Genomic DNA, 24051 nt, shown 5'->3' with positions numbered 1-24051 from the left:
ACAGGAATGTCCTATGGTGCTCGTTATAATGCTTATTTTGGTTGCGCTGGTGTTTTGCGCTATCAGTGTATTTGCATTTTTACGTGCGAACTACTGCGCCTGCCACCATCAAGGCGAGTGCGACAACCCCGTAAGCCAATATTGGCTCGCTTCAATGCTGGCCTCGCTGGTAAGTTTGGGACTGTGTTGTATTGCCCTGCATACGACACAAGGCACTATGGTATGGTTTATACTAACGGGAAGTTGTTTTAGTGGCGCATTAATCGCCGCTAAGCGCCAAGGAAAAAAACAGTGTGAGCGTGCTAAGGCAGCAAGTGCTCCTTTAACAAACGAGACAAATTAAGGTCAAACTCTAAGGGAGAGGTGCTACCCAAGATTTTGATGTCGTCTTTGCTGACACTCAAGTCGACGTCTTTGGCGGTAATATGGTGACGGTGCTGAGTGTTATAAAACACCCGTACCTTAGGTTTGATAGGATTAGCCTCGTTGCCCTGCACTACTAATGCCAGACGCTCATTGGTAAGTTTGACCAAGGTTCCCACAGGATGGATCCCGACACATTTTATAAAGCGCTGTACTAGGGCTTGGTCAAACATCGCCTTTTGCGCTAATAAGAAACGCAGTGCCGTTAGCGGCTCCTCACCTTTTTTATAGGGCTTATCTGCCACCATCGCAGCATACACATCCACCAGCGCTAAAATACGTGCTTCACGAGATAATTTATCGGCTTTGATACCACGCGGGTAGCCGCTGCCGTCTAAACGCTCATGATGGTTAACAACCATTTCTAACATCATGCTGGAGATGTGCTTTTGCCCTTTAAGCATGGTTAGGCTCAGCGCCACGTGTTTACGTACCGCCTTGGTTTCGAGCTCAGTGAGTTTACCTGGCTTTGATAGAATTCCTTGCGGTACTTTGGCAAGACCAATGTCATGCAACAAGGCCGCTAACGCCATTTGCCGCACTTTATTGATTTCGAAACCTAAATATTTGGCAAAAATAGCGGTCAAAATGGCGCAATTCATCATATGACGCCAAGTGTAGCTATTTCTATCGCGCAGCAGTGTCAGCGCGGCCATAGCGTCTGGATTACGAAAAACTGAGTCAACAATATCATCAGCGATACCACTGAGTAGTGCCATATTGACTTGCATGCCTGAGGTCAGCTCGTTGTACATGGCACGCAGTTTACCCAAGCTTTGATCATAGCAAGTGCTAGCGATGAGGAACTCTTGCTCTAACGTCGCCTGACTGTGATCACGGTCACTAAGCTTCGGCTTTTCTGCTTGGCTTGCGATATCTTGCGACTCGCCAGTGTGTTCTTTCTTAGACTTGGGTTTTAAATGCGTGGGAATGGGGATATCGCTTTGTGCGAAATCGATGGTCAGCTCTTCCACTCCCTCACTCAGCAGGCGCTTAATGATGGAAGCATCTCTGACCATGCCCCGGGTTTTTATCTTTATTGACGCACCTTGGGCCTGCTTATTTACCCGGTCAACAAACATGCCGGGTTTTAGCTCGCTAATAGGTAAGGAGATCAACATAGGGGACTGTACGAAAGCTGAATAAACTCAGATAAAATTACCACTAAATGGTAAATAAAGTCCATAAAAGGTGGTTAAAACCACCCTTTAGTCTTGGAAGTAAGTGCCCCAGCCATCGTATTCCACGCCGTTATCGGCGGCAATGGCTACCAGCTTATCAACATCTTCCATAATAACGTCGGCATCGAGCTCAGACTCAACCACCACATCAAAGCCCCAGATAGTTCCCCCTTCTTCGAGCTCCAACTCAGCCAGTTCTTCCACATCAAAGCCAGCCTTAAAAGCAGCTAGCGCGGCGTTTTCTAAGGCATTAAAATCTTCACACACAAAGTGATGTTCTACCTCATATAAGATTTCCGGATTAGAGCCATCTTCAAGTAGGGATTCGACAATTTCTTCGCTAATTTCGCGCCAGTTTTCCATTATGTTCTCTCATTCAATTGCGCCAGTGTCTGAGCCATCAAGGCATGGAAATGATCCGCATATTCGCGCGGGCTCATCGAGGCATCCAATAATTGTGGCGCCAGCATTTTGATGTAAATAGTACCATTATCCCAGCGATTTAGCTTGATGGTTTTGTGGGTATCGCTCATTACTACCGGCACCACAGGGACCTTGGCATTGAGTGCGGTGTGGAACGCGCCGGTTTTAAATGGCAACAAGCCACGACCATAACTACGGGTGCCCTCTGGAAACATCCACAGTGACAACCCGCCTTTTTTGAGTTTTTCGGTGGTTTTAGCAATGGTGGCCATCGCCCGCGAACGATTTGCACGATCGATAAGAATATTGCCCGACAACCAATAAATTTGGCCAAAAAATGGGATCCATTTTAAGCTTTTTTTACCCAAACTTACGGTATTACGCTGCAGCGCACCGGGGAGTAAAAATAAATCATAGTTATTCTGATGGTTGGCAACATAGACCGCAGGCGAACCAGTTACAATGGCTGGGTCTTTCTCAATAACAACATTCACCCCCAGCAACTTAGGCATCTTAGCATACCAGCTACCAATCACCCGCACGTTGTCACCGTGAAACGGGCGTACCAAGCACAAGATAAACCCCGCGATAAAGCTTAAGGGGACAAACACAGCCATGGCTAACAAACGCAATAAAGCCAGCACGATAAACTCCACATAACCTGAATTGTCGGCATTATACATAGGCGAATAATTTTAAGCGAACACTTGTACGCTGTTATTGCTTTCTCACTAAGTGCGCTATACGTGTTGGAAAAAAGCGATGCCACGCATCGGTTTTTATCGTTTCCAATTTCGCTGTCATTAAGGCCTTATAGACTACACTTGTTTAATCTTAGTTCATCTCCACAGCTCTATAGTAAGTGAATGAATTTATTACCGTTAGATTCCTTAAGGAGGACGATATGGGTAAGTGTCCAGTGATGCATGGCAGCCAAACGACGCAAGCAAAACCTAATACTGATTGGTGGCCCAACGCACTCAACCTCGATATTTTGCATCAGCACGATAGCAAAACAAGCCCTTACGGCGAGCATTTTAATTACGCTGAGGAGTTCAAAAAGCTCGACCTCGAGGCGGTGAAAAACGATCTTAAAACACTGATGACTGACAGCCAGGCATGGTGGCCTGCCGACTGGGGCCATTATGGTGGGTTGATGATTCGTATGGCTTGGCACTCCGCAGGCTCATATCGTCTTGCTGATGGTCGCGGCGGGGGGGGTACCGGTAACCAACGCTTTGCTCCGCTTAATTCATGGCCTGATAATGCCAATTTGGATAAAGCACGGCGATTACTGTGGCCTATCAAGAAAAAGTACGGTAACAAACTCTCATGGGCCGATTTAATGATCCTTGCCGGCAACATGGCCTATGAGTCCATGGGACTAAAAACCTTTGGTTTCGCCGGTGGCCGCGAGGATATTTGGCACCCAGAAAAAGATGTTTACTGGGGCGCAGAAAAAGAGTGGCTAGCACCGAGCGATGAGCGCTACGACAATGTTGAGAAGCCGCAAAGTATGGAAAACCCTCTCGCCGCCGTGCAAATGGGGCTTATCTACGTCAACCCTGAAGGGGTTAATGGCGAACCAGACCCGCTCAAGACCGCTGCGCAAGTCAGAGAGACATTTGCCCGCATGGCCATGGATGACGAAGAAACCGCAGCCTTGACCGTCGGTGGTCATACTGTCGGCAAAACCCACGGTAATGGCGATGCCGAAATACTTGGCCCCGAGCCCGAAGCCGCCGATGTTTTCGAACAAGGGCTGGGTTGGAATAACCACCACCAGCGCGGGATCGGTCGCGATACGGTCACTTCAGGATTAGAAGGAGCATGGACCACCTACCCAACAAAATGGGATAACGGGTATTGCCACCTACTGCTTAACTACGAATGGCAGCTCAAGAAAAGCCCTGCGGGCGCTTGGCAGTGGGAGCCTATCGATATGAAAGAGGAAGATAAGCCCGTTGATGTCGAAGACCCATCTATTCGCTGCAACCCGATCATGACCGACGCCGATATGGCAATGAAGCTAGACCCCAGCTATCGCAAAATCATCGAGCGCTTTCACAACGACTTTGATTACTTTAGCGATGTCTTCGCCCGCGCTTGGTTTAAACTAACCCATCGTGATTTAGGCCCTAAATCTCGTTACCTCGGCGCCGATGTGCCAAGTGAAGATTTAATTTGGCAAGACCCTATCCCGAGTGTCGATTACGTACTTAGTAGTTCCGAGCAGGCTGAACTTAAACAGCAGATACTGGCATGCCCAGTGAGTGCCGCCGACCTTATCTGCACTGCATGGGACAGTGCTCGCACCTTTCGTAGCTCAGACTATCGTGGCGGCGCCAATGGCGCGCGCATCCGTTTGGCACCACAAAAGGATTGGCTTGGCAACGAACCTGAACGCTTAAATCGAGTACTTGATGCATTGGCGCAATTGCAAAGCACCTTAGACAAACCCATTAGCATGGCCGACCTCATTGTTCTCGGTGGCACTGCAGCCATTGAACAAGCGGCAAAAGCCGGGGGCGTAGATATCAATGTGCCCTTTAGCGCAGGGCGCGGCGATGCGACCGATGAGATGACCGATGGCGAGTCATTCGAGCCACTGGAACCTATTCATGATGGCTATCGCAACTGGTTAAAGCAAGACTACGCCGTTCCAGCGGAAGAGTTGTTACTTGAACGCACGCAGTTGATGGGCTTAACGGCACCGGAGATGACCGTGTTATTAGGCGGAATGCGTATGTTAGGCACTAATCATGGTGGCTCCAAGCACGGTGTGTTTACCGACCGTGAAGGGGTGCTGAGCAATGACTTCTTCGTCAACCTCACCGACATGGCATACCAGTGGCAGCCTAAAAAGAATGGTCTTTATGACATTGTTGAGCGCAGCACAGGCAAAGTGAAGTGGACCGCCACCCGCGTTGATCTGGTGTTTGGCTCAAACTCTATCCTGCGCAGTTATGCTGAGTTTTACGCTCAAGACGATAACAAAGAACGCTTTGTCCACGACTTTATCAAAGCCTGGGTTAAAGTAATGGACGCCGATCGCTTCGACTTGTAAGTGACAAAAGCCGTTAAAGTAAAAAGAGGGCCAAGGCCCTCTTTTTAATCTTCGCTAAGCATTTCCTCGTCGGGCGCTTCACTGGCTTTGGTGCTCAGCTCTATATCACAGCCATCGACTCGCTGTAGACCACGCGGAAGCTTATTGCCTCGGCGTCCGCGCTCTCCATAATAGTGTTCAAGGTCTGCGGGCTTAAGCGTTAGTTTGCGCTTGCCTGCATGCAAGGTCACGCTCGCACCCTCGGGAACTACGGTGAGCAACTTCACATACTCTTCGCGCGCCTGTACCTTGGCACTGGGTATAGAGATAATTTTATTCCCTTTCCCTTTGGCGAGCTTAGGCAAGTCTCGTAATGGGAACAGTAACATGCGACCTTCACTGGAAATAGCCATGCAGTAGTCTTTACTAACATCGTTTACAGCAATGGGCTGGAGCAATAACCCGCCTTTAGGCAAGCTTACCAGTGCCTTACCATTTTTGTTCTTACTGACCAAATCGGCAAATTCAGCAACGAAGCCGTAACCTGCATCACTGGCCATCAGTAACAGTTGCTCATTCTCTGCCATCACCGCGTGTTCAAGTGTGGCGCCCGCAGCGATATTAAAGCGCCCCGACATCGGTTCACCCTGGCTGCGCGCTGAGGGCAGACTGTGTGCGTCGGTGGCAAAGGCGCGGCCACTGGAGTCGAGGAATACCGCCGGCTGATTGCTCTTGCCTTTGGCGCTGGCTTTAAACTTATCGCCTGCGCGATAGTTTAAGCCCTCAGCATCCACTTCATGGCCTTTGGCCACCCGCGCCCAGCCTTTTTCGGAAAGCACCACAGTGACCGACTCTGAAGGGATCAGGTCTTTTTCGCTCAGAGCTTTGGCTTCTTCACGTTCAACTACAGGCGAGCGGCGATCATCACCGTATAACTCAGCCGCTTCTTGAATTTCTTTTTTCATTAGCGTCGACATACGGCGCTCTGAACCTAAGATCAGCTGCAGTTTGTCACGCTCTTGTTCCAACTCGTCTTGCTCGCCGCGAATTTTCATTTCTTCAAGCTTAGCAAGGTGGCGAAGTTTCAAATCGAGAATTGCTTCGGCTTGTTTTTCACTGAGGCCATAGCGCTCCATCAATACCGGCTTTGGTTCGTCTTCGCTGCGAATAATAGCTATGACTTCATCAATATTGAGATAGGCAATCATCAAGCCTTCGAGAATATGCAGTCGCGCGAGCACTTTATCTAGGCGGTACTGCAACCGTCGACGCACCGTATCACGACGGAAAGTCAGCCATTCGCTAAGGATACTGCGTAAGTCTTTCACTTGCGGTCGACCATCAAGGCCGATCATATTGAGGTTAACGCGGTAATTCTTTTCCAAATCCGTGGTGGCAAATAAATGCGCCATCAGCGGCTCGACTTTTACCCGGTTAGAACGCGGTACCACTACGATGCGGGTTGGGTTTTCATGATCCGACTCGTCGCGTAAATCGGCCACCATCGGCAGTTTCTTTGCCGTCATTTGGTTGGCGATTTGCTCTAACACCTTGGCGCCTGAACACTGATGTGGCAATGCAGTGATCACCACTTCACCCTGCTCAATATGGTATTTAGCCCGCATTTTTAGTGAGCCACGGCCACTGGTGTAGAGCTTTTCAATGTCCGTCTTGGGAGTAATGATTTCTGCTTCGGTGGGGTAATCGGGTGCCTTAACCAGCTCCAGTAACTCCGCCAATTCAGTCTTGGGTTTATCCAATAACAGACAACAGGCATTAGCCAATTCGCGCACATTGTGCGGTGGAATATCGGTTGCCATGCCCACAGCAATACCCGTTACTCCATTAAGTAAAATGTGCGGTAAGCGTGCAGGCAGTACCTCAGGCTCCTTCATGGTGCCATCGAAGTTGGGGATCCAATCAGCGGTGCCCTGGCCTAACTCTTTTAGCAGTACCTCAGAGAATTTTGACAACCGCGCTTCGGTATAACGCATCGCCGCAAAAGACTTAGGATCGTCGGCCGCCCCCCAGTTACCTTGACCATCAACTAACGGGTAACGATATGAAAAAGGCTGTGCCATCAGTACCATCGCTTCATAGCAAGCACTATCACCATGGGGGTGGTACTTACCGAGCACATCACCCACAGTACGGGCGGACTTTTTATATTTCGCCGCTGCAGAGAGCCCCAACTCACTCATTGCGTAGACAATGCGCCGTTGCACGGGCTTCAGACCATCACCAATATGAGGTAAAGCCCGGTCCATGATCACATACATGGAATAATTGAGGTAGGCGTCTTCGGTGAAGCGCCCCATGGTAAGTTGCTCTATGCCTTGTTGTGACAAGGTCGTTGTTTGTGTCATTGATACTTACCCAAACTTACTTCTTGTTATAGTGCACGCGGTAAATCGCGTTAGCGTAATCGTCGGAGACCAGCAAGCTGCCATCGGCCATTTGCACCATGGCAACGGGGCGGCCAAAGGTTTCTTCGTTTTCCATAAAACCGGTAATAAATGGCTCGTAGCCAGTCACTTGGCCACCTTCTACCTTAGCCACCATAACTCGGTAGCCCGCTTTTTTACTGCGGTTCCACGAACCATGCTCAGCCACAAAAAGCTGTTTGTCGTAGTCACTTGGAAATTGCTCACCAGTGTAAAAGTGAATACCTAGTGGCGCCACGTGAGCACCTAAATTTAGCGCTGGCTGAGTGTAATCGGCAGCATTTTTGCCTTTACCGAACTCCGGATCCGGGATTGTACCACCGTGGAAGTATGGAAAGCCAAAATGTTGCCCTACTTCATCGATACGGTTGATTTCACACGGCGGAATATCATCACCCATCATGTCACGACCGTTATCGCTAAACCACAGTTTGCCACTGTCTGGATGGTAATCGAAACCAACTGAATTACGCACCCCCTCTGCGAGGGTGGTAAGCTCTTTGCTCTCTAAGTTCAGGGAGAAAATACGGCCAAATTCAGGGTCTTCTGCGCAGACGTTACAAGGCACACCGACAGGCACAATAAGCTCACCGCTGGGAGCGAAGCGAATAAACTTCCAACCGTGGTGGCGCTTATCGGGAAACTTGTCATACACCACTTCTAGTTTGGCTTTATCAAGCTTGTTGTCGATATCATCAAAGCGAATAATGCGCTCTACTTCAGCAACGTACAGTGCTCCGTCTTTATAAGCTATGCCAGAGGGCATGTTAAGACCTTCAGCAATCAGCACCTGTTTATCGGCGCGGCCGTCTTGGTCTTTATCAATTAAGGCGTAAACATTACCGGCTTTACGCGAACCGGCATAGACCACACCATTTTCGGAAATGGCTAGTTGCCGCGCGTTATCAACATTCAGCGCGTACGGCTCGATGGTGAAACCTGCGGGAACCGACAGTCTGTCGGTGATATCTGTTGCCATCGCACTGCTGGCGAAAGTTAACCCAAGTAATGCACTAACAAGTTTGTTATTCATAAATCACCTTATTTCGACCGCTGTTTTTTGCTTGATAGAGTAGTTTGTCCACGGCGCTGAGCAGCGCTTTGGCAGAGTCATAATCATTACTGCGCTGCAGTACCCCAAAACTCGCCGTTACTCGTAACTCATGATTATTGCTTTTTACTGTATCCGAGCACAAACTATTGCGCAAACGCTCTGCGATCTCAACAGCTTGCTCAAGGTCGGTGTCTGGCAACACCACCAAAAACTCTTCCCCCCCTGTGCGCCCGAGCATATCGCTCTGGCGTACCATGTAGCTAAAACGCTTGGTCACACAGATTAATACATCGTCGCCAACGCTATGCCCAAACTCATCGTTAATACGTTTAAAATGATCAATATCGCAGGCGATCACAGAAAAAGGCTGATTGTCTTGCCACAAGCTATCGACTTTATCCATGATATGGCGACGATTTGCCACCGCCGTAAGGCTATCGGTGACCGCAAGCGCGCGAAAACGCTGTCGCAAACGATATTGTCGCCAAGAAAAAGCAAGCACGGTGATAAGCACTAAACTTCCGAGAAAAATAATTCCTTGCTGTAGTCGGTGCTGTCGCTCGGAAGCCTCGAGTTCTAGCTCTTGCAGTGACTGCTGCTGCGCCAAAATACGGTTATTAAGCTCTATTTGCTCGGTATCAAACTGCACTTTATGGCGCGCTTTGGCCACGGCTCCTACACTGTCGTAATGTTGTTCACTGGCCTGTATATACTGCTCTAACAAATCCACCGCACTTGGGTAATCTTGCTGGCGCTTGGCCAATTGCGCTTTTAATTCCAGCAACTCCAAATTGCGATGAATACTGCCTTGCTCTGCTTGTGATTGCTGCTGTTGTTCAATGTTGCGCAATATATGCTGAGCCTCTTCAAGGCGGTTTTGTTGCAAGCGAATACGCGCTTGCAAAAATTGATGGGCACGCTCATTAGCTGCATCTTCAACCACCCAAACCCAGTGCTCACTTTTATCTAATGCTTGGTCTGCTTGTTCGGTTTTCCCCATCTGCGCATAAGCAAGCGCCAACCCAAAGTAGGTAAAGTATTTACCTTGTGGGTCATCGCGTTTAGCCCCAAGCGGCAACATTGCTTGAAAGTATTCCAACGCTGTTTGGGGGTCATTGAGTTCGATGTAAATAGAACCAATATTAAACAGCGACACCATTTGATCGAAGTACAAACCATGCTCGCTAAAATAATTAAGCGCTTTTGTTTGCATAGCCAATGCTTGGTCGTAATCGAACAGGTATTCGTGGGTTTTCGCCATACTTGATTCAAGATACGCGATTTGCAGCTCTGAGCCGTGTTCAAGTAACAACCGATAAGCCCGAGAGAAATAGCCTAATGCTTTGATTTCTTGGTCGTTGTAAACGTAAAAAGTGCCGATGGCGCTGTACACTTCAGCTTGTAGAAGAGGAGCTAGGTCTTGGACTTGCTGCTCGGCTTGGCTGTAGAGTTCAGTAGCAGCGTCTAGCTTGCCTTGGCGGTCAAATAGTTGCGCACGGGCAAGCAACAGGAGTACTTGTTGTGAAGGCCTAAGTTCATCTGCTGTGGCGGTGAGCTTATCGGTTAAACGCTGTGCGTCGCTGTCGCGCCCTACAAGTAAGTAGTTGCTGACCAGCTCAAGTTCAAACGCTGCGCGTTGCAATGCACTGAGCCCGCTGTGGTTATCGAGTAGTTGTTCGGTAAAGTTAACAGCTTCTACAGGGTCTTGAACGCTGTATTCATCCAATTGCTTGAGCTGCTGATTCAGCCACGCGTCGGAGTACTGCTCTGGCTCGCTTGCCAGCGCCGAGCCGACAAACACAAGCAATAGTATATGCTGGCAAAGCAGTAATACGCGTTTCATAGCTATCCTTAATTTAATATGGTCTCGTTTAAATAGACCACACCGCAAGTAAAGGGAAGGTGAACGGCTAACACTCGGGTGTAATGTTAGCCGTGATAGTGATTCTAGTTACACCTCAACTTGCGCTTTATCGCCGTGATTCTCAAGCCATTGGCGGCGATCGCCAGAGCGTTTTTTCGCCAGCAGCATATCCATCACCTCAACGGTGTGCTCCATCTCTTCAAGGGTAAGCTGCACCAAACGGCGAGTATTCGGATCCATGGTTGTTTCACGCAGTTGCAACGGGTTCATTTCCCCCAGACCCTTGAATCGTTGCACATTGACCTTGCCGCGTTTCTTCTCTGCTTCGATGCGATCCAAAATACCGGTTTTTTCGCCCTCATCTAGGGCATAGAAAACCTCTTTACCCACATCAATGCGATACAGAGGCGGCATGGCAACATAAACATGACCCTGGCGCACCAAGGTGGGGAAGTGTTTAACAAACAAAGCACATAACAAGGTGGCAATATGCAGTCCATCGGAGTCAGCATCGGCGAGAATACAAATTTTGCCGTAACGCAAGCCACTTAAATCGTCGCTGTCGGGGTCTATACCTAATGCAACGGAGATATCATGCACTTCTTGCGATGCTAAAATTTGTCCGGATTCCACTTCCCAAGTATTCAGAATTTTCCCTCGTAGCGGCATAATCGCCTGGAAGTCTCTATCCCGAGCTTGTTTGGCTGAGCCGCCCGCTGAGTCCCCTTCCACTAAAAATAATTCAGTGCGCTCACTTTCGTTACTGCTGCAATCGGTTAACTTACCGGGCAAAGCGGGGCCTTGCGTAACCTTTTTACGCACCACTTTTTTGGCGGCGCGCATACGTTTTTGAGCGTTACTAATACATAGCTCAGCAAGGAGCTCGGCAATATCGGTGTGCTCATTTAGCCAAAGGCTAAAGGAGTCTTTAACCACCCCAGAGACAAACGCTGAGCACGAGCGTGACGACAGCTTTTCTTTAGTTTGTCCGGCGAATTGTGGGTCTTGCATTTTTACCGATAATACATAGGAGCACTTTTCCCAGATATCTTCTGGCGTCAGCCGTACACCACGGGGCAACAAGTTGCGGAATTCGCAGAACTCTCGCATTGCCTCGAGCAAGCCTTGGCGCAAGCCATTAACATGGGTGCCGCCTTGTGCGGTAGGAATGAGGTTAACGTAGCTTTCGGTGATCGACTCACCGCCCTCAGGCAGCCACAACAAGGCCCAATCCACTCCTTCCGTGGCACCACTAAACTCACCGGTAAATGGCTGTTTAGGCAGTGCTTCAAAGTCTTTGGTTGCGTCTTTAATGTAATCTTGCAGGCCCGCCTCGTAGTACCACTCCTGGGTTTCTTTATTTTGCTTGTTGATAAAGCGGATACGCAAGCCAGGACACAGTACCGCCTTGGCTTTAAGAATATGGTTGAGTTTAGAAAGCGAAAAATTCGCAGAATCGAAATACTTTGGGTCGGGCCAAAAGCGAACTGACGTACCGGTATTACGCTTACCCACAGTCCCGGTGACTTCTAAGTCTTTCACCTTATCGCCATCGGCGAAGGCAATCTCATACACTTGCCCGTCGCGACGCACAGTCACTTCAACACGTGTTGACAGCGCATTGACCACTGAAATACCCACGCCGTGCAAACCACCAGAGAACTGGTAGCTTTTGTTAGAGAACTTACCACCGGCGTGAAGCTTAGTTAAAATCAGTTCAACCCCTGGGATCCCCTCTTCAGGGTGAATATCCACCGGCATACCACGACCATCATCAATGACCTCTAACGAGTTATCCTCATGTAAAATGACATCTACCTTACTGGCATGTCCGGCCAGCGCCTCATCAACACTGTTATCGATCACTTCTTGACTGAGGTGGTTAGGGCGCGTGGTGTCGGTGTACATCCCCGGGCGGCGTTGCACCGGCTCGAGACCATTTAATACTTCAATTGCTTCGGCGTTGTAATTCTGCTGGCTCATATTTTTATTCGTTAACGGCCTTAGTGGTTAGAGAGATATTCAGAAATTGCATTATATGGGCAAAGTAGCGCTCAAACCCAATAAAACTGTGGTTGCCACCCGCTTCTACTTGTTGTTTACAACCTTGATAGTAAGCGACAGCCTGCTCATAGGGTAGCACTTCGTCACCTTCTTGTTGTAACAAAAACAGCAGCTCGGGGGAAGTTAATTGCTGTAAATAAAGCCCCTGCAAGGCCTGCATGTGAGTGTTATTCAGCTCATAGCTATAATTTTGATAGGGGTTGTACTGCACCCCGCGATACTCATCGAGCAGCTCAAAAGGGCGTACGGCAGGGTTTATCACCACGCTTGGTAAATGATAACGCTGCGATAAATACGTAGCATAAAAACCACCAAGCGAACTGCCGATTAAGGCGGTGTCTTCATCCACCAACGCGCTTAAGTGGGCGATCGCCTGCTCTGGGTCATGGCTGAGGCGTGGCACAATATACTGCCCCTGCCAAGTACGTAAGTGCTCACCGAGCTGCACTGCTTTGTGGGAGCGCTCGGAACTATTGAAGCCATGAATATAAATTAATTTGCGAGCCATTTGACCTCTGTGATGGGCGCTTTATTGGCCACAAGACGCACGCGACGATACCCTGGGCCGAGATTTTCTTGCTGCCAACTCGCTGCATTTTTTACAAATTGTACCGAGGTGGCGGGGGTACCGAACACCTCGACACCTTGGTAATCATGGTGGTAATCATGATGTGTATGGCCATGTAGCACAGTTGCGCTGCGACTACGCGTCTCGATGCATTGCAATAACGCATCACCATTTTCGAGAATATGCTTATCTAAATAACCGTGAATAGGCAATGGATGGTGATGGGTAATAAACACCTGCTGAGAAGCGGCTGTATCAATGGCATCACCGAGCTCAGCCAAATGATTCTCTGCCACCCACCCTGCCGGTGTATCGCCTTTGCTATTAATCAGTAAAACCTGGCCACAAGCATGCTCAATGCGTTTTTCAGGACGAATTTGCCCCTCTGTCATCGCATTGAGTTGGCTAAGCTCGTCATGGTTTCCCGGTACCCAAAATACCGGGCACTGCAGCGCACTGTTGGCCACCAGCTCAGCAAACAGTTGATAAGATTCAGGGCTGTGGTCTTGGGTAAGATCGCCACCGAAAACAACAAAATCAAATGCCTCGGCGGCCATGGCCGCCAGCGTTTGTTGCAAATGCTGCCCTGTACGCACGCCAAAGTACTGCTCTTGCGGCTGCGCAAATAAATGCGCATCGGTAAAATGCGCGAAGTTTAGCTCAGTACTCGCAGGGCAAAAATAAGGGGGGTCAAACCAAGCCACTGTTACAATCCCAATCTAAAACCGCTTCGCCATGTGACATACAAAAACTCAACCAGTCATGCAAAAACGCATTAACTTGGTATTTTTCGTCTTTATGATGCATTTTCGGGTTTGGGTAACCATAAGATGGCTTAATGCGCGTATGGTAGTTTGGATGCACTACCTCTGCGACCTTGGCATCGTGATAAATACGGACATTCATTGGCGGTGTGAATAGGCCCTCCACCGCTCCTTGCACTTGAGTAATACAAATGTCAGTGGTGTATTTGGCAGCCTGCTCAATCACAACCTCATATTGCTCGTTGGCGATAGTGAGTAGCTGCGATGCGCCCGTTGTGCCAGCACTGGGCAAAATGCGCATCACGTTGGCATAGTTGCGCTCACACAAAGTGAGGTATTTAGGCAGGGATTGAATGTACCCTGCTTTTCTTTGTACTGTCACTCAGCGCCCCATTGCTGTTGAATTCGCTGCTCATTGAGTGCTAACCATTGTAGACTAATCACTGTTGCGGCGTTATCAATTTCCCCGTTGTTTAGGCGCGACATTGCCTCATCAACAGCCATCACATGTACTTTAATATCTTCACCTTCATCATCCAGCCCGTGCACCGTGCCGCCGATTCCTGATAAATCAGTTTGCGCTAAATACAAATACAACCGCTCTGTTGTCCCGCCGGGGCTCGAAAGGTATGACAGCATGAAGTCCAATTGCTGCAATTCCAAACCCGCTTCTTCTTGCGCTTCTTTACGCACTACCGCCGGGTAATCTTCACTGCCATCAGCCATGCCAGCAATACACTCTAATAACCAGGGGTTGTCTTTGGTTGCCAAGGCGCCTATGCGAATTTGCTCGACGAGTAACACCGAACGCGTTGCTGGATCATAAGGCAACACGGCCACAGCATGGCCGCGTTCAAATATTTCACGCTCAATGGTTGCACTGGTGCCACCAGCAAATAATGCGTGTTTGAAACGGTACTTATCGATTTTGAAAAAACCTTTAAACACTTCTTCGGTGCTCTCAATGATCACATCACCTTTATCGAACTGATTGATTTTATGCATTTTATAATCGCCACCCCACTTGGCCAAAAAGTTTATAAGTCAACGGTCGCGTTTACCCTTCCGCGAAAATTATATTCTGTTACACTTAAGCGCAGTCAATTTACGTTTTTGCTTTTCGCAAATCGCGAGAAACACGATAACATGCTCCTAATTCGCTGAATATTCTAAGGACTGTACTGATAATGAAAAAGACACTACTGACCACGCTGATTGCATTGAGCTGCAGCTTTAGCACCTACAGTCATGCTGAAGACCTAATGCAGGTGTACGAAATTGCACTTGAGAACGATCCCGTTGTTTTAAAAGCTAAAGCTAACGCCGAAGCACAAGAGCATAACACAGACCGTGCACTGAGCGCGTTGTTGCCTCAGCTTGGTTTCAGCATGGGCTACACTAAATCAGAAAGTGATAGCTACGAGTTTGATGACGACTTGCTACAACTGGTCAAGGTTGACAGCGAGCGCGATACCTTTTCTCGTGAGATTGGCTTAAGCCAAGCCATATTCGACCTCAACGCATGGCGCTCATTGGATATTGCCGAGAAGCAAGCTCTGCAACAAAAGACCGTATACGACCAAGCGCAACAAGCGCTGATTGTGCGTGTCGCACAGGGCTATTTTGAAGTATTAGCTGCCATTGATACCTTAGAATTTGTGCAAGCAGAAAAACGCGCTATCGAACGCCAGCTCGAGCAAACCAAGCAGCGTTTCGCGGTAGGCCTAACAGCCATTACCGATGTACACGAAGCGCAAGCGCAATTCGATAACTCAGTCGCCCGCGAAATCGTCGCTAAAAACGATGTTGAAACAGCGCGCGAAAAGCTCCGTGAAATCACCGGTAAGTACCACGCCAAACTCGACCAGCTTGATACTGAAACTTTCTCTACGGTGAAGCCGAATAAAGCCACCGAGGATTTTGTTACTCTGGCCAAAGCGAACAACTTAGAGCTACAAGTTGCTAAAGCATCGGTTGATATCGCCAAACAACAAATCGATTTGGCGCAAACAGGTCACTATCCGAAGTTGACCCTCAATGCAGCCTACGGCGATTCATTAGTTGATAGTGAGCGTACTATCATGGGCCAAACCGTTGTTAATGACCATGTTCCGCGTGGCGACACAGCGTCATTGGGCTTAAACTTCGAACTTCCGCTTTACTCTGGTGGAGCAACAGTGGCTTCAACTGACCAAGCACGTGCCCTTTATGTTGTTGCCAGTGAAGACTTAGAAGCGACCCTGCGCGGGGTAACGCGAACCACGATTACCTCTTATAACCAAGTGGTGTCTGATATCGCTACCTACAGAGCATTAGAGCAAGCTGTGGTTTCCGCAGAAAGCGCCTTACAGGCCACGGAAGCTGGTTTTGAGGTTGGTACGCGGACCATTGTTGATGTATTGATTAGCACCCAGAACCTTTACAATGCCAAACGTAACTTAGCCGATGTGCGTTACCGCTATGTGGTATCGACTCTGGCACTGAAACAAGCTGCGGGCACGCTTACCGCTGAGGACCTACAGGCAATAAACCAAGGCCTGAAGCCACAAAGCTAACGCGTCAAGATAAAGCCAGTGCCCAGCACTGGCTTTGTTATATGAATAACGTATACTGTCCGCCATCTACAACGGTGAATAACAACTACAGTGGTCAACAAAGCAACTTTCCAACTTGCCTTCTTAACCCCCAAGTATTGGCCAAGCTGGCTCTCCATTTTTTTACTTTACACCCTTAGCTGGCTACCACAATCCTGGCAATTAGCCTTAGGGCGTGCATTAGGTCGTTTAGTGCATCGGTTTGTAAAAAAACGCCGAAAAATTGCTGAAGTCAACATTGCCTTATGCTACCCAGAGTTAACAGAAGCCGAGCGCGCCGAGTTGGTGCTCAAGAATATGGAAAACACCGGCATGGCCATTTTTGAAAGTGCCATGGCATGGTGGTGGCCTGCATGGCGAGTAAAACGAGTGATGGGGTCCATCACCGGGTTAGAGCATGTAGATCAAGCCAATAAAGACGGTAAAGGTGTGCTGTTATTGGTGCCTCATATTCTGCATTTAGAAATGGCCTCTCGCGTAATGGGATTAGAGCGCCAAGGCGTGGCTTTTTATCGCCCCCATAACAATGCCTTAATGGATTACTTTACCGCCAAGGGACGTTTGCGTTCGAACGAGTATTTGGTTGGAAAGCGTGATGTTAAGTCTTTACTTAAAGCTCTAAAAGATAAAAAGTTTTGCTACTACCTGCCGGACCAAGATTATGGCCGCAATCGCAGTGTTTTTGCGCCTTTTTTTGCCGTCAAAGAAGCAGCAACCACCACCGGAACACTATTATTTGCAAATAGTCGCCATTGCCGAACACTGAGCATCATGACTCGCCGAGACGCACAGGGAAAATACCACCTCGCGGTGCAACCTCCGCTAGAGAACTTCCCCAGTGGCGATGATGTGCATGATGTCACGCAAGTAAACCAGCGTATGGAGCAAGCCATTAATAATGCACCTGAGCAATATATGTGGCTACATCGGCGCTTTAAGACGCGCCCTGACGAGCATGCACCGTCTTATTATCGCTAGTCAATAACAACAATGACCAACTATGCTTAACAATAACAACATCATCAGGAGTAGCTATGTGGTTTTGGATTAAACATTTATCACTGGCTTTTATTCTTATTTTAGCCGCCGCCTATTTTTTACTCGGCGATGGCCCTGTATTTCAAGTAAGGGAAGACAGCAACCCAGCCGCCAAGGGGTTGTCACAATTTTACGCTAACATCAAAAACACCGTACGCAATGCCACTGAGCGTGAAAAGTATGTTATCGAGCTGGGCGAGCCTAAAGACGACATCACGCGCATGCTGGAGCAACGTGTCGGTGTGGTGCAACCCACCGATATTCGCTGGCAAGGGCAAGTTAAAAGTCGTCGCTTTGCCGCTGGGGCTACACTGCGCAAGGTGATGTCTGACTTCGCCAAAGAAGAAGGTATCGCCTTTTACTGGTACTTAAATAAAGACTACGTAGTGAAGCACCCTTTTCGCGTGGACGACACTTTTGTATCAACGCTCTACCAAGTAGGCAAAGCGATTGACAGTGATTTTGAATACGAGGTACAGACCTTCTATTGTCATCGCGAGCGCGCGGCCGTGATCACCGAGCGCCCCTCACCTTATATTCGCGAAAACTGTAAAAAGATGTCTCGCGCTTAATGCCCCTCATTTGGGAGCAGCAAAAAGTTGCTCCCAGATTTGGCTGACCGAGGCGATTTCATCTTGCAGCTCTATTTTGGCAACCATTTTCTCTTGATTGCGTAAACTCAGTACATGATATAAGCCTCGATAATGGCAATAAGCGTGTATAAGCTGCTGCGTCTGACGTTCGCTGATACAGCCACAGTGCGCCGCCGCTTCTAAAATGCGGATATTATCTGAATACTCGAGTAATGCTGGATGGTGGTGCGCATGGGCCAAAACCAAAAATTGAGTGATGAATTCAATATCGGTCATCCCACCAACACCCTGCTTCAAATCAAGCATAAACTCGTTTTCTCGGTTTAAATGCCGCCGCATTTTTTCTCGCATGGCGATCACGTCGTCGCGAAGCGGTGCTATCTGCCGCGCTTGCGCTAATATCTCTATACGGATTTCACTAAATCGTTGGCGTAGCGCGCTGATTCCATAGACCATGCGGGCACGCACCAAGGCCTGATGCTCCCAAGTCCAAGCTTGAGTTTGCTGGTAGTGAAGAAAGCTCTCGATATTGATGGCTAACAAGCCTGATGACCCTTCAGGGCGCAAGCGAGTATCGAGTTCATATAAAATGCCGGAGCTGGTGCGCGTGTTAAACAGGTGCATCAAGCGCTGCGCTAGTTTTAAATAAAACTGCCGTGCGGAAATCGACTTATCACCGTCGGTGCTGCTGTCGCCATCGTGGTTGTGAACAAAAACTAAATCGAGGTCAGAGTCATAACCTAACTCCAATCCGCCCGCCTTACCGTAGGCGATTACGGCAAAGCCTTTATGTTGCTCATTGGTACCGGGGACTTTGCCAAAGCGCGCCACCATTTGCTGCCAGGCAAGGTTAACTGCCTGCTCTATAATCGCCTCCGCTAACGCGCTGAGGTGGTCGCTGACCTTCATTACTGGCAACGCACCGGTCGCATCCGCCGCAGCGATACGTAATTGCTGGGTTTGCTTAAACTGCCTGAGCGCCTCCATCTGCATTTCTAAGTCATGCTCATCAATGCGTAAAAAATATTGGCGGATCTCGTTACTATAGGCATCCAAAGGGAAAGGGTTATAGAGCTCCGCAGGGTCAATAAGCTCATCCAACAGAATCGGATAATGAGCAATATGTTCGCCAATCCAACGACTGTGCGCACATAAGCGTACTAATTGCTGGAGAGCCCCTGGGTTTTCAAGTAGTAACTCTAAATAGGCGGTGCGCGACATAATTTTATCGAGCACATTGGTGACCAAGGCCACGACTTCACCACATGCGTGAGCATGCTGCAGCTGTTGCAACACATGGGGCATTAATTTATCCAGTGTGTCTCTGCCACGTTTACCTATAGGCTGTTTGCTTACGCGCTCATGAAAGTGATTCAGGGGTCCCTGCCAGCTCATACGCTGCTGGGCATTGGCAATCACATCACTGAGGGCCTCGGTATCGTTATGCTCCCACGCCAGGGTATAGCTGTCATCCAAGTCATCACCCTGCTCTGGCTCAAAGCCAATGACTTGTTCAAACTCATCGCGTATGCGCCCCATCGCCACCTCAATAACTGCACGACTGTGTTCTTCGTTAGCTTGATTGAGCAATGTATTTAATCGCAGCCAATCACGTTGTGACTGCGGTAATTGCTGGGTCTGCTCATCATTAAAGGCTTGCAGATATTGTTCTACCTGGCGCAGCAACGCATAGTCTTGCCATAGTTGCTGCTGTTGCTCGTCAGTAAAAACCCCGAGCTCTGTCAGTGCTGCCAACGCTTTAGCTAAGCTTTGAGTTTGTAGTTGCGGCTCTCGACCTCCTCTGATCAGCTGTAGTGCCTGAACAATAAATTCCACTTCTCGAATACCACCAGCGCCCAACTTGATATTGTCTTGTAAGCCTTTACGGCGCACCTCTTGGGCAATCAGTGATTTCATCTTGCGCAATGACTCAATCACTGAGAAATCAATATATCGGCGATAAACGAACGGCCTTAGCATCTCGTTAAACTCGTGCACATAGTTACATGGCGCGTGAATGAGTCGGCCTTTGAGCATGGCGTAGCGTTCCCACTCTCGGCCTTGCTCTTGATAGTACGCCTCCATAGCCGAAAAGCTCATGACTAAAGGACCACTGTCCCCAAAGGGACGCAGACGCATATCGACGCGGAAAACTCGCCCATCTACGGTATGTTGGTCTAAGGCAGCAATCACTTTTTGCGCCACCTTAGTGTAAAAAACCTGCGCTTCAATACTGCGCCGCCCGCCTTGGGTGGGGGTGTTAAGGGGGTAAGTGAAGATAAGGTCGATATCGGACGAGTAATTAAGCTCCTTTCCGCCCAACTTGCCCATACCTAAAATCATCATGGCGATCGGGTGGCCGTGTTCGTCCACAGGCGCGCCATTAACTTTGGCTACCTGAGCGAAGGCCCATCGATTGGCTGCGTCTATCAGCGTATCACTTAAAGCAGACACGTAAGCCATGGAGTCAGCGATGTCGTTGCCGCATACCAAATCGAGATAAGCAACCTTTAGCCAATACTGCTGGCGGTAACGACGCAACATGGTCAATGCCTGAGTTTCTGACACATCGCCTAACTGCTGCGGCAAAGGATCCGGCACCGCACGACACTGCTGTTGCTCGGGGTCAACAAGCCACGCTCCCCACTGTTTATGGGTACTGAGTACATCGTAGGCAAAGTCGCTAAGCGCTAGCAGTTGCAACAAATCGTTATCTATTTCCGTGTCGCCATATATCTGCTCATAGCGATCTTTACCAAGTTGCTGTAATTGCGAATTAAAACCAGAAGGTGCAGTCATAGATACCGCTCTCTTTTAAGTTAGGGCCAACCGTACTAGAATGAAAACAAAGTTCCTTTTCGGCTGCCAGTATGACGTATTTTTCTTTGTCAAACGAGTCCTTATATACCTTTGCTATTAGCTTCGTAGCTATTGCTGCGGTGCTGTTTGCACTGCGTATTTACACCCAAGTCAGAGCGCGGCAGGCCTTAAAAGAAGAGCTCGCCCAGCGTGATAACTTTGCGCTGGGAATTAGCTATGCCAGTTACCTGCTCTCGTTAGTGCTGATTATCGGCTACCTAGTGGATGACTTTTCACTGACGGTGATGCGCGAAGAGCCGTGGAAAGTGCCGCTTTTGCTGATACTGATGCTACTTTTTACAAAAGTTGGTCAAGCTATTCATCGAAAATGGATTCTCAGTCGTTTTAATGAAGAGAAGGCTATTTTAAAGCAGAACGTGTGCGCCGCCCTAGTCGACTCGGGAATGTTATTAGGAAATAGCATTGTGGTTATAGGTTTGGTCAGTTGGTCTCAAACTAACAGCATGTATTCTTTGCTTGTGGTGTTTGTAAACTTCTTATTTTTGCAGGGCTTATTCGCCCTTGATAGCAAAGTGCGCGAAGCTCGCTTTGCTAAGGTAAACCAAGGCGCATCGCTGCAAAGTAACTTTAACTTGGAAAATACCTCAATCGGTATTCGTTACGCAGGCAAATCTGTAGGCATGGCTCTGGCCCTTTACGCAGGTCTAGCCAGCGCCAATTACTACAGCGGCAAGATGGTAGAAAATGTCTTTACATTGGCTGTGCACTGCGGTCTGATGTGGTTATTGGTCAATGCCATGGCTCGCGCCGTGTTGTTGATCGTACTTTATCGTGTCGACACCGGGGTCGAGGTTGATCACCAAGACAATGTTGGCATTGCTGCAGTGGTGTTTTCTGTATACTGTGCCATGGGCTATTTGCTGATTCAGTTTTTCGCCTAGTGGCAACGGAGAGAATGAATGGATAAGGATCTTAGCAACTATTTACTCATCGACAGCGATCCGCTGTTGAGCCGAGCCTTTTGCGCCAATCCCTATGCGCACGGAGTGATAGTTGCTGGAGCGAACACCCGTCATATGGTTAAGCTTATGTTTGACCAGCAGGTAAAGGATTATTGTTATTGTGACTTTGATAACGAAATCAGTGTAGCTGAATTATCAAGTTACGCCTCGCGACACCATAGCGTTGCTGGCGTGCTGGTGTTTACCTGCGCCTATGAAAGTGCTAGCAATTCCTTTAAATGGGTCATTGATTCGTTACATGAAAATCGGTTATTAATTAATAAGCAAGGCGCTGATTACCACCTTACACCGCTGACTACGCCCTATCACCAAAATCACCTCAGCTGTAATCAGGATCCTGATATACTTGCGCATTTAGGCGACTAGTTTAGACTGTCGCAAAATCCTGATGATGGACAGCGTAATGAGAATTCCGCATATTTTCGAGCCGACCATAGGCGCTTTAGGTACAGACTTTAATTTAAGTGATGATGCAGCTGGGCACGTAGGCCGTGTGTTGCGCATGCAAGTTGGCGATCAACTGCGGCTGTTTAACGGCCACGGTGGTGAGTATCACTGTGAAATCGTTGATAGCAGCAAAAAATACGTGACCGTTCGCTGTATAGAGTTTATCGATAGTGAATGTGAATCTCCCCTTGCTATCCATCTTGGGCAAGTGATCTCCCGTGGCGATAAGATGGACTTTACCATTCAAAAGTCGGTGGAGCTCGGGGTGAGCGAAATTACCCCGCTATTTAGTGAGCGCTGTGGGGTTAAGCTCAATGGCGAACGCTTAGCAAAGAAGCATCAACAGTGGCAGAAAATCGCTATCGCCGCAGCCGAGCAATGTGGTCGTAATCGTATTACCACCATTCACCCGCCAATCGCTCTGGAGCAATGGCTAACCCAGCCGAGCGACGCCACTAAGCTTACGTTACATCCTCGCGCGCAGCACAGTATTAAAACTATGCCGGCGCCAAGTGCGGGTGTGCGCTTTTTAGTTGGCCCTGAAGGCGGCTTTACCGATGCAGAGATCCACAGCAGTCATGAGCATGGCTTTATGGATATTCGCATAGGTCCACGCGTCTTGCGCACAGAAACGGCGGCTTTAACGGTCTTAAGTGCGTTACAGATGCAGTTTGGTGATTTAGCGAATTGAATTTACTGCGCGCCAACCCCATAAAATAATTAGATTGATTAAACGAGTAGAGCAATGGCAATTAAACTGGGCATTATCAGCGACCCAATTTCTGGGTTTAATATTAAAAAAGACACCGGCTTTGCAATGATGCTGGAAGCCGAAAAGCGCGGCTATGAATTGTATTATATGGAAATGGACGATCTGTTTCTGCGCCAAGGTGAAGCTTTTGCTCACGCTGCTCGCGCCCATGTGTTTGATAATGCCGAGAAGTGGTATGACTTAGCGCCGCAACAGGACATTGCCTTGGGCGATCTTGATATTATTTTAATGCGCAAAGACCCACCTTTTGATACCGAATACATCTACGCCACCTATATCTTAGAGCGCGCAGAACTGGCCGGCGCCTTAGTCGTTAATAAACCGCAAAGTCTGCGTGATGCCAACGAAAAGCTTTATACCGCCTGGTTTAGCGAATTTACCCCAGACACCTTAGTGACCCGCTCGGCGAAGCAGATCCGCGCCTTCTTGGCTGAACATGGTGATATCATTATGAAGCCACTCGATGGCATGGGCGGCGCCTCTATTTTTCGAGTCAAAGAAGACGACGCCAATATCGGTGTGATCATCGAGACCCTGACTGAGCATGGCAAGCGTTATGCTATGATCCAAAACTATATTCCCGCCATTAAAGACGGCGACAAACGAGTGCTAGTCGTTGATGGCGAAGTGGTTCCCTACTGCTTAGCGCGTATTCCTCAAAAAGGCGAAACCCGAGGCAATCTTGCCGCCGGTGGTCGCGGTGAGGTGCGCCCTCTCACCGATGATGAGCGCCGTATCGCTGAGACACTGGCGCCAACGCTAAAGGCCAAGGGACTATTATTTGTGGGTCTGGATATTATTGGTGACAAACTCACTGAAGTGAACGTTACCGCGCCAACATGCGTTAAAGAAATAGAGGCTGAGAGCAACTTTTCTGTCACCGCATTGTTTTTTGACGCGCTTGAGCGCAATTTAACAACCTCTTAATCGTGGA

General features: G+C 48.7%; 21 protein-coding genes. 9 read left to right on the top strand and 12 right to left on the bottom strand.

Annotated elements, in window-relative coordinates:
* Positions 1 to 13 precede the first annotated feature (13 nt).
* Positions 14 to 343, top strand: coding sequence for a hypothetical protein (locus FIU82_RS03365; protein ID WP_138547988.1), 330 nt, complete (start codon positions 14 to 16; stop codon positions 341 to 343).
* Here FIU82_RS03365 and FIU82_RS03360 read toward each other — a convergent pair.
* The 3 genes from FIU82_RS03360 to FIU82_RS03350 all read right to left on the bottom strand — a co-directional run bounded on the left by FIU82_RS03360 (position 303) and on the right by FIU82_RS03350 (position 2671).
* The gene (locus FIU82_RS03360) at positions 303 to 1544 is read right to left on the bottom strand and encodes an HD-GYP domain-containing protein (protein WP_022946293.1); all 1242 of its coding nucleotides are present in this window, start codon (positions 1542 to 1544) and stop codon (positions 303 to 305) included. The genes FIU82_RS03365 and FIU82_RS03360 overlap by 41 nt on opposite strands.
* 87 nt (positions 1545 to 1631) lie before the next feature.
* Positions 1632 to 1967 (bottom strand): ribonuclease E inhibitor RraB, encoded by a 336-nt coding sequence (gene rraB, locus FIU82_RS03355; protein ID WP_152440338.1) that lies wholly within the window; start codon positions 1965 to 1967, stop codon positions 1632 to 1634.
* A complete protein-coding gene (locus FIU82_RS03350; RefSeq protein WP_026111301.1) occupies positions 1967 to 2671 on the bottom strand; it encodes a 1-acylglycerol-3-phosphate O-acyltransferase in 705 nt (234 codons plus the stop codon). Before FIU82_RS03350 ends, rraB begins: the two co-directional genes overlap by 1 nt.
* A gap of 260 nt (positions 2672 to 2931) precedes the next feature.
* On the opposite strand from FIU82_RS03350, the gene katG reads away from it, so the two are divergent.
* Positions 2932 to 5094, top strand: a complete 2163-nt coding sequence (gene katG / locus FIU82_RS03345; RefSeq protein WP_152440337.1) for a catalase/peroxidase HPI — start codon at positions 2932 to 2934, stop codon at positions 5092 to 5094.
* 44 nt (positions 5095 to 5138) lie between these two features.
* Here katG and parC read toward each other — a convergent pair whose 3' ends face one another.
* The 8 genes from parC to FIU82_RS03305 form a co-directional block, all read right to left on the bottom strand.
* A complete protein-coding gene (gene parC, locus FIU82_RS03340) occupies positions 5139 to 7439 on the bottom strand; it encodes a DNA topoisomerase IV subunit A (RefSeq protein WP_152440336.1) in 2301 nt (766 codons plus the stop codon).
* 16 nt (positions 7440 to 7455) lie between these two features.
* Positions 7456 to 8550, bottom strand: a complete 1095-nt coding sequence (locus FIU82_RS03335; protein ID WP_152440335.1) for a sorbosone dehydrogenase family protein — start codon at positions 8548 to 8550, stop codon at positions 7456 to 7458.
* On the bottom strand, positions 8543 to 10414 hold the full coding sequence (locus tag FIU82_RS03330) for a GGDEF domain-containing protein (RefSeq protein ID WP_152440334.1): 1872 nt from the start codon (positions 10412 to 10414) through the stop codon (positions 8543 to 8545). The genes FIU82_RS03335 and FIU82_RS03330 overlap by 8 nt, the downstream gene beginning before the upstream one ends.
* A 108-nt stretch (positions 10415 to 10522) precedes the next feature.
* A complete protein-coding gene (parE, locus tag FIU82_RS03325) occupies positions 10523 to 12418 on the bottom strand; it encodes a DNA topoisomerase IV subunit B (protein ID WP_053910599.1) in 1896 nt (631 codons plus the stop codon).
* 4 nt (positions 12419 to 12422) lie between these two features.
* Complete coding sequence (locus FIU82_RS03320; RefSeq protein WP_022946301.1) at positions 12423 to 13007, bottom strand: YqiA/YcfP family alpha/beta fold hydrolase; 585 nt, start codon at positions 13005 to 13007, stop codon at positions 12423 to 12425.
* Complete coding sequence (locus FIU82_RS03315; protein WP_152440333.1) at positions 12992 to 13771, bottom strand: metallophosphoesterase; 780 nt, start codon at positions 13769 to 13771, stop codon at positions 12992 to 12994. Before FIU82_RS03315 ends, FIU82_RS03320 begins: the two co-directional genes overlap by 16 nt.
* On the bottom strand, positions 13758 to 14132 hold the full coding sequence (locus FIU82_RS03310; RefSeq protein ID WP_081604455.1) for a DUF1249 domain-containing protein: 375 nt from the start codon (positions 14130 to 14132) through the stop codon (positions 13758 to 13760). Before FIU82_RS03310 ends, FIU82_RS03315 begins: the two co-directional genes overlap by 14 nt.
* Before the next feature lie 77 nt (positions 14133 to 14209).
* Positions 14210 to 14836 carry an NUDIX domain-containing protein gene (locus tag FIU82_RS03305; RefSeq protein WP_152440332.1) on the bottom strand — a complete coding sequence of 209 codons (627 nt, stop codon included), beginning with the start codon at positions 14834 to 14836 and terminating at the stop codon, positions 14210 to 14212.
* A gap of 182 nt (positions 14837 to 15018) precedes the next feature.
* Here FIU82_RS03305 and tolC point away from each other — a divergent pair, with 182 nt between their 5' ends.
* From tolC to FIU82_RS03290, 3 genes are all read left to right on the top strand, one after another.
* Complete coding sequence (tolC, locus tag FIU82_RS03300) at positions 15019 to 16386, top strand: outer membrane channel protein TolC (protein WP_152440331.1); 1368 nt, start codon at positions 15019 to 15021, stop codon at positions 16384 to 16386.
* A gap of 90 nt (positions 16387 to 16476) precedes the next feature.
* Complete coding sequence (lpxL, locus tag FIU82_RS03295; RefSeq protein ID WP_138508506.1) at positions 16477 to 17403, top strand: LpxL/LpxP family Kdo(2)-lipid IV(A) lauroyl/palmitoleoyl acyltransferase; 927 nt, start codon at positions 16477 to 16479, stop codon at positions 17401 to 17403.
* Between the two features lie 56 nt (positions 17404 to 17459).
* Complete coding sequence (locus tag FIU82_RS03290) at positions 17460 to 18035, top strand: TcpQ domain-containing protein (RefSeq protein WP_022946307.1); 576 nt, start codon at positions 17460 to 17462, stop codon at positions 18033 to 18035.
* Between the two features lie 6 nt (positions 18036 to 18041).
* Here FIU82_RS03290 and glnE read toward each other — a convergent pair whose 3' ends face one another.
* Complete coding sequence (gene glnE, locus FIU82_RS03285) at positions 18042 to 20855, bottom strand: bifunctional [glutamate--ammonia ligase]-adenylyl-L-tyrosine phosphorylase/[glutamate--ammonia-ligase] adenylyltransferase (protein WP_152440330.1); 2814 nt, start codon at positions 20853 to 20855, stop codon at positions 18042 to 18044.
* A gap of 71 nt (positions 20856 to 20926) precedes the next feature.
* Between glnE and FIU82_RS03280 the strand changes: the two genes are divergently transcribed.
* The 4 genes from FIU82_RS03280 to gshB are packed head-to-tail and all read left to right on the top strand — an operon-like array spanning position 20927 to position 24044.
* A complete protein-coding gene (locus FIU82_RS03280) occupies positions 20927 to 21817 on the top strand; it encodes a hypothetical protein (RefSeq protein ID WP_022946309.1) in 891 nt (296 codons plus the stop codon).
* A gap of 18 nt (positions 21818 to 21835) precedes the next feature.
* Positions 21836 to 22264 (top strand): hypothetical protein, encoded by a 429-nt coding sequence (locus FIU82_RS03275; protein WP_152440329.1) that lies wholly within the window; start codon positions 21836 to 21838, stop codon positions 22262 to 22264.
* 37 nt (positions 22265 to 22301) lie between these two features.
* Positions 22302 to 23036, top strand: a complete 735-nt coding sequence (gene rsmE / locus FIU82_RS03270) for a 16S rRNA (uracil(1498)-N(3))-methyltransferase (RefSeq protein WP_026111304.1) — start codon at positions 22302 to 22304, stop codon at positions 23034 to 23036.
* Positions 23037 to 23090: 54 nt separating this feature from the next.
* Positions 23091 to 24044, top strand: coding sequence for a glutathione synthase (gene gshB / locus FIU82_RS03265; RefSeq protein WP_045979570.1), 954 nt, complete (start codon positions 23091 to 23093; stop codon positions 24042 to 24044).
* Positions 24045 to 24051 lie beyond the last annotated feature (7 nt).

It is taken from the genome of Pseudoalteromonas sp. THAF3, assembly GCF_009363775.1.
Classification (GTDB): domain Bacteria; phylum Pseudomonadota; class Gammaproteobacteria; order Enterobacterales; family Alteromonadaceae; genus Pseudoalteromonas; species Pseudoalteromonas ruthenica.
This window is presented reverse-complemented; position numbering and strand designations above follow the sequence as displayed.

Excerpts from the sequence above, each read along its gene's own strand:
- FIU82_RS03365 (WP_138547988.1), top strand. The coding sequence starts at position 14 with ATGGTGCTCGTTATAATGCTTATTTTGGTTGCGCTGGTGTTTTGCGCT.
- FIU82_RS03360 (WP_022946293.1), bottom strand. The coding sequence starts at position 1,544 with ATGTTGATCTCCTTACCTATTAGCGAGCTAAAACCCGGCATGTTTGTT.
- rraB (WP_152440338.1), bottom strand. The coding sequence starts at position 1,967 with ATGGAAAACTGGCGCGAAATTAGCGAAGAAATTGTCGAATCCCTACTT.
- katG (WP_152440337.1), top strand. The coding sequence starts at position 2,932 with ATGGGTAAGTGTCCAGTGATGCATGGCAGCCAAACGACGCAAGCAAAA.
- parC (WP_152440336.1), bottom strand. The coding sequence starts at position 7,439 with ATGACACAAACAACGACCTTGTCACAACAAGGCATAGAGCAACTTACC.
- FIU82_RS03335 (WP_152440335.1), bottom strand. The coding sequence starts at position 8,550 with ATGAATAACAAACTTGTTAGTGCATTACTTGGGTTAACTTTCGCCAGC.
- FIU82_RS03330 (WP_152440334.1), bottom strand. The coding sequence starts at position 10,414 with ATGAAACGCGTATTACTGCTTTGCCAGCATATACTATTGCTTGTGTTT.
- parE (WP_053910599.1), bottom strand. The coding sequence starts at position 12,418 with ATGAGCCAGCAGAATTACAACGCCGAAGCAATTGAAGTATTAAATGGT.
- FIU82_RS03320 (WP_022946301.1), bottom strand. The coding sequence starts at position 13,007 with ATGGCTCGCAAATTAATTTATATTCATGGCTTCAATAGTTCCGAGCGC.
- FIU82_RS03310 (WP_081604455.1), bottom strand. The coding sequence starts at position 14,132 with ATGCGCATTTTGCCCAGTGCTGGCACAACGGGCGCATCGCAGCTACTC.
- FIU82_RS03305 (WP_152440332.1), bottom strand. The coding sequence starts at position 14,836 with ATGCATAAAATCAATCAGTTCGATAAAGGTGATGTGATCATTGAGAGC.
- tolC (WP_152440331.1), top strand. The coding sequence starts at position 15,019 with ATGAAAAAGACACTACTGACCACGCTGATTGCATTGAGCTGCAGCTTT.
- FIU82_RS03290 (WP_022946307.1), top strand. The coding sequence starts at position 17,460 with ATGTGGTTTTGGATTAAACATTTATCACTGGCTTTTATTCTTATTTTA.
- glnE (WP_152440330.1), bottom strand. The coding sequence starts at position 20,855 with ATGACTGCACCTTCTGGTTTTAATTCGCAATTACAGCAACTTGGTAAA.
- FIU82_RS03280 (WP_022946309.1), top strand. The coding sequence starts at position 20,927 with ATGACGTATTTTTCTTTGTCAAACGAGTCCTTATATACCTTTGCTATT.
- FIU82_RS03275 (WP_152440329.1), top strand. The coding sequence starts at position 21,836 with ATGGATAAGGATCTTAGCAACTATTTACTCATCGACAGCGATCCGCTG.
- rsmE (WP_026111304.1), top strand. The coding sequence starts at position 22,302 with ATGAGAATTCCGCATATTTTCGAGCCGACCATAGGCGCTTTAGGTACA.
- gshB (WP_045979570.1), top strand. The coding sequence starts at position 23,091 with ATGGCAATTAAACTGGGCATTATCAGCGACCCAATTTCTGGGTTTAAT.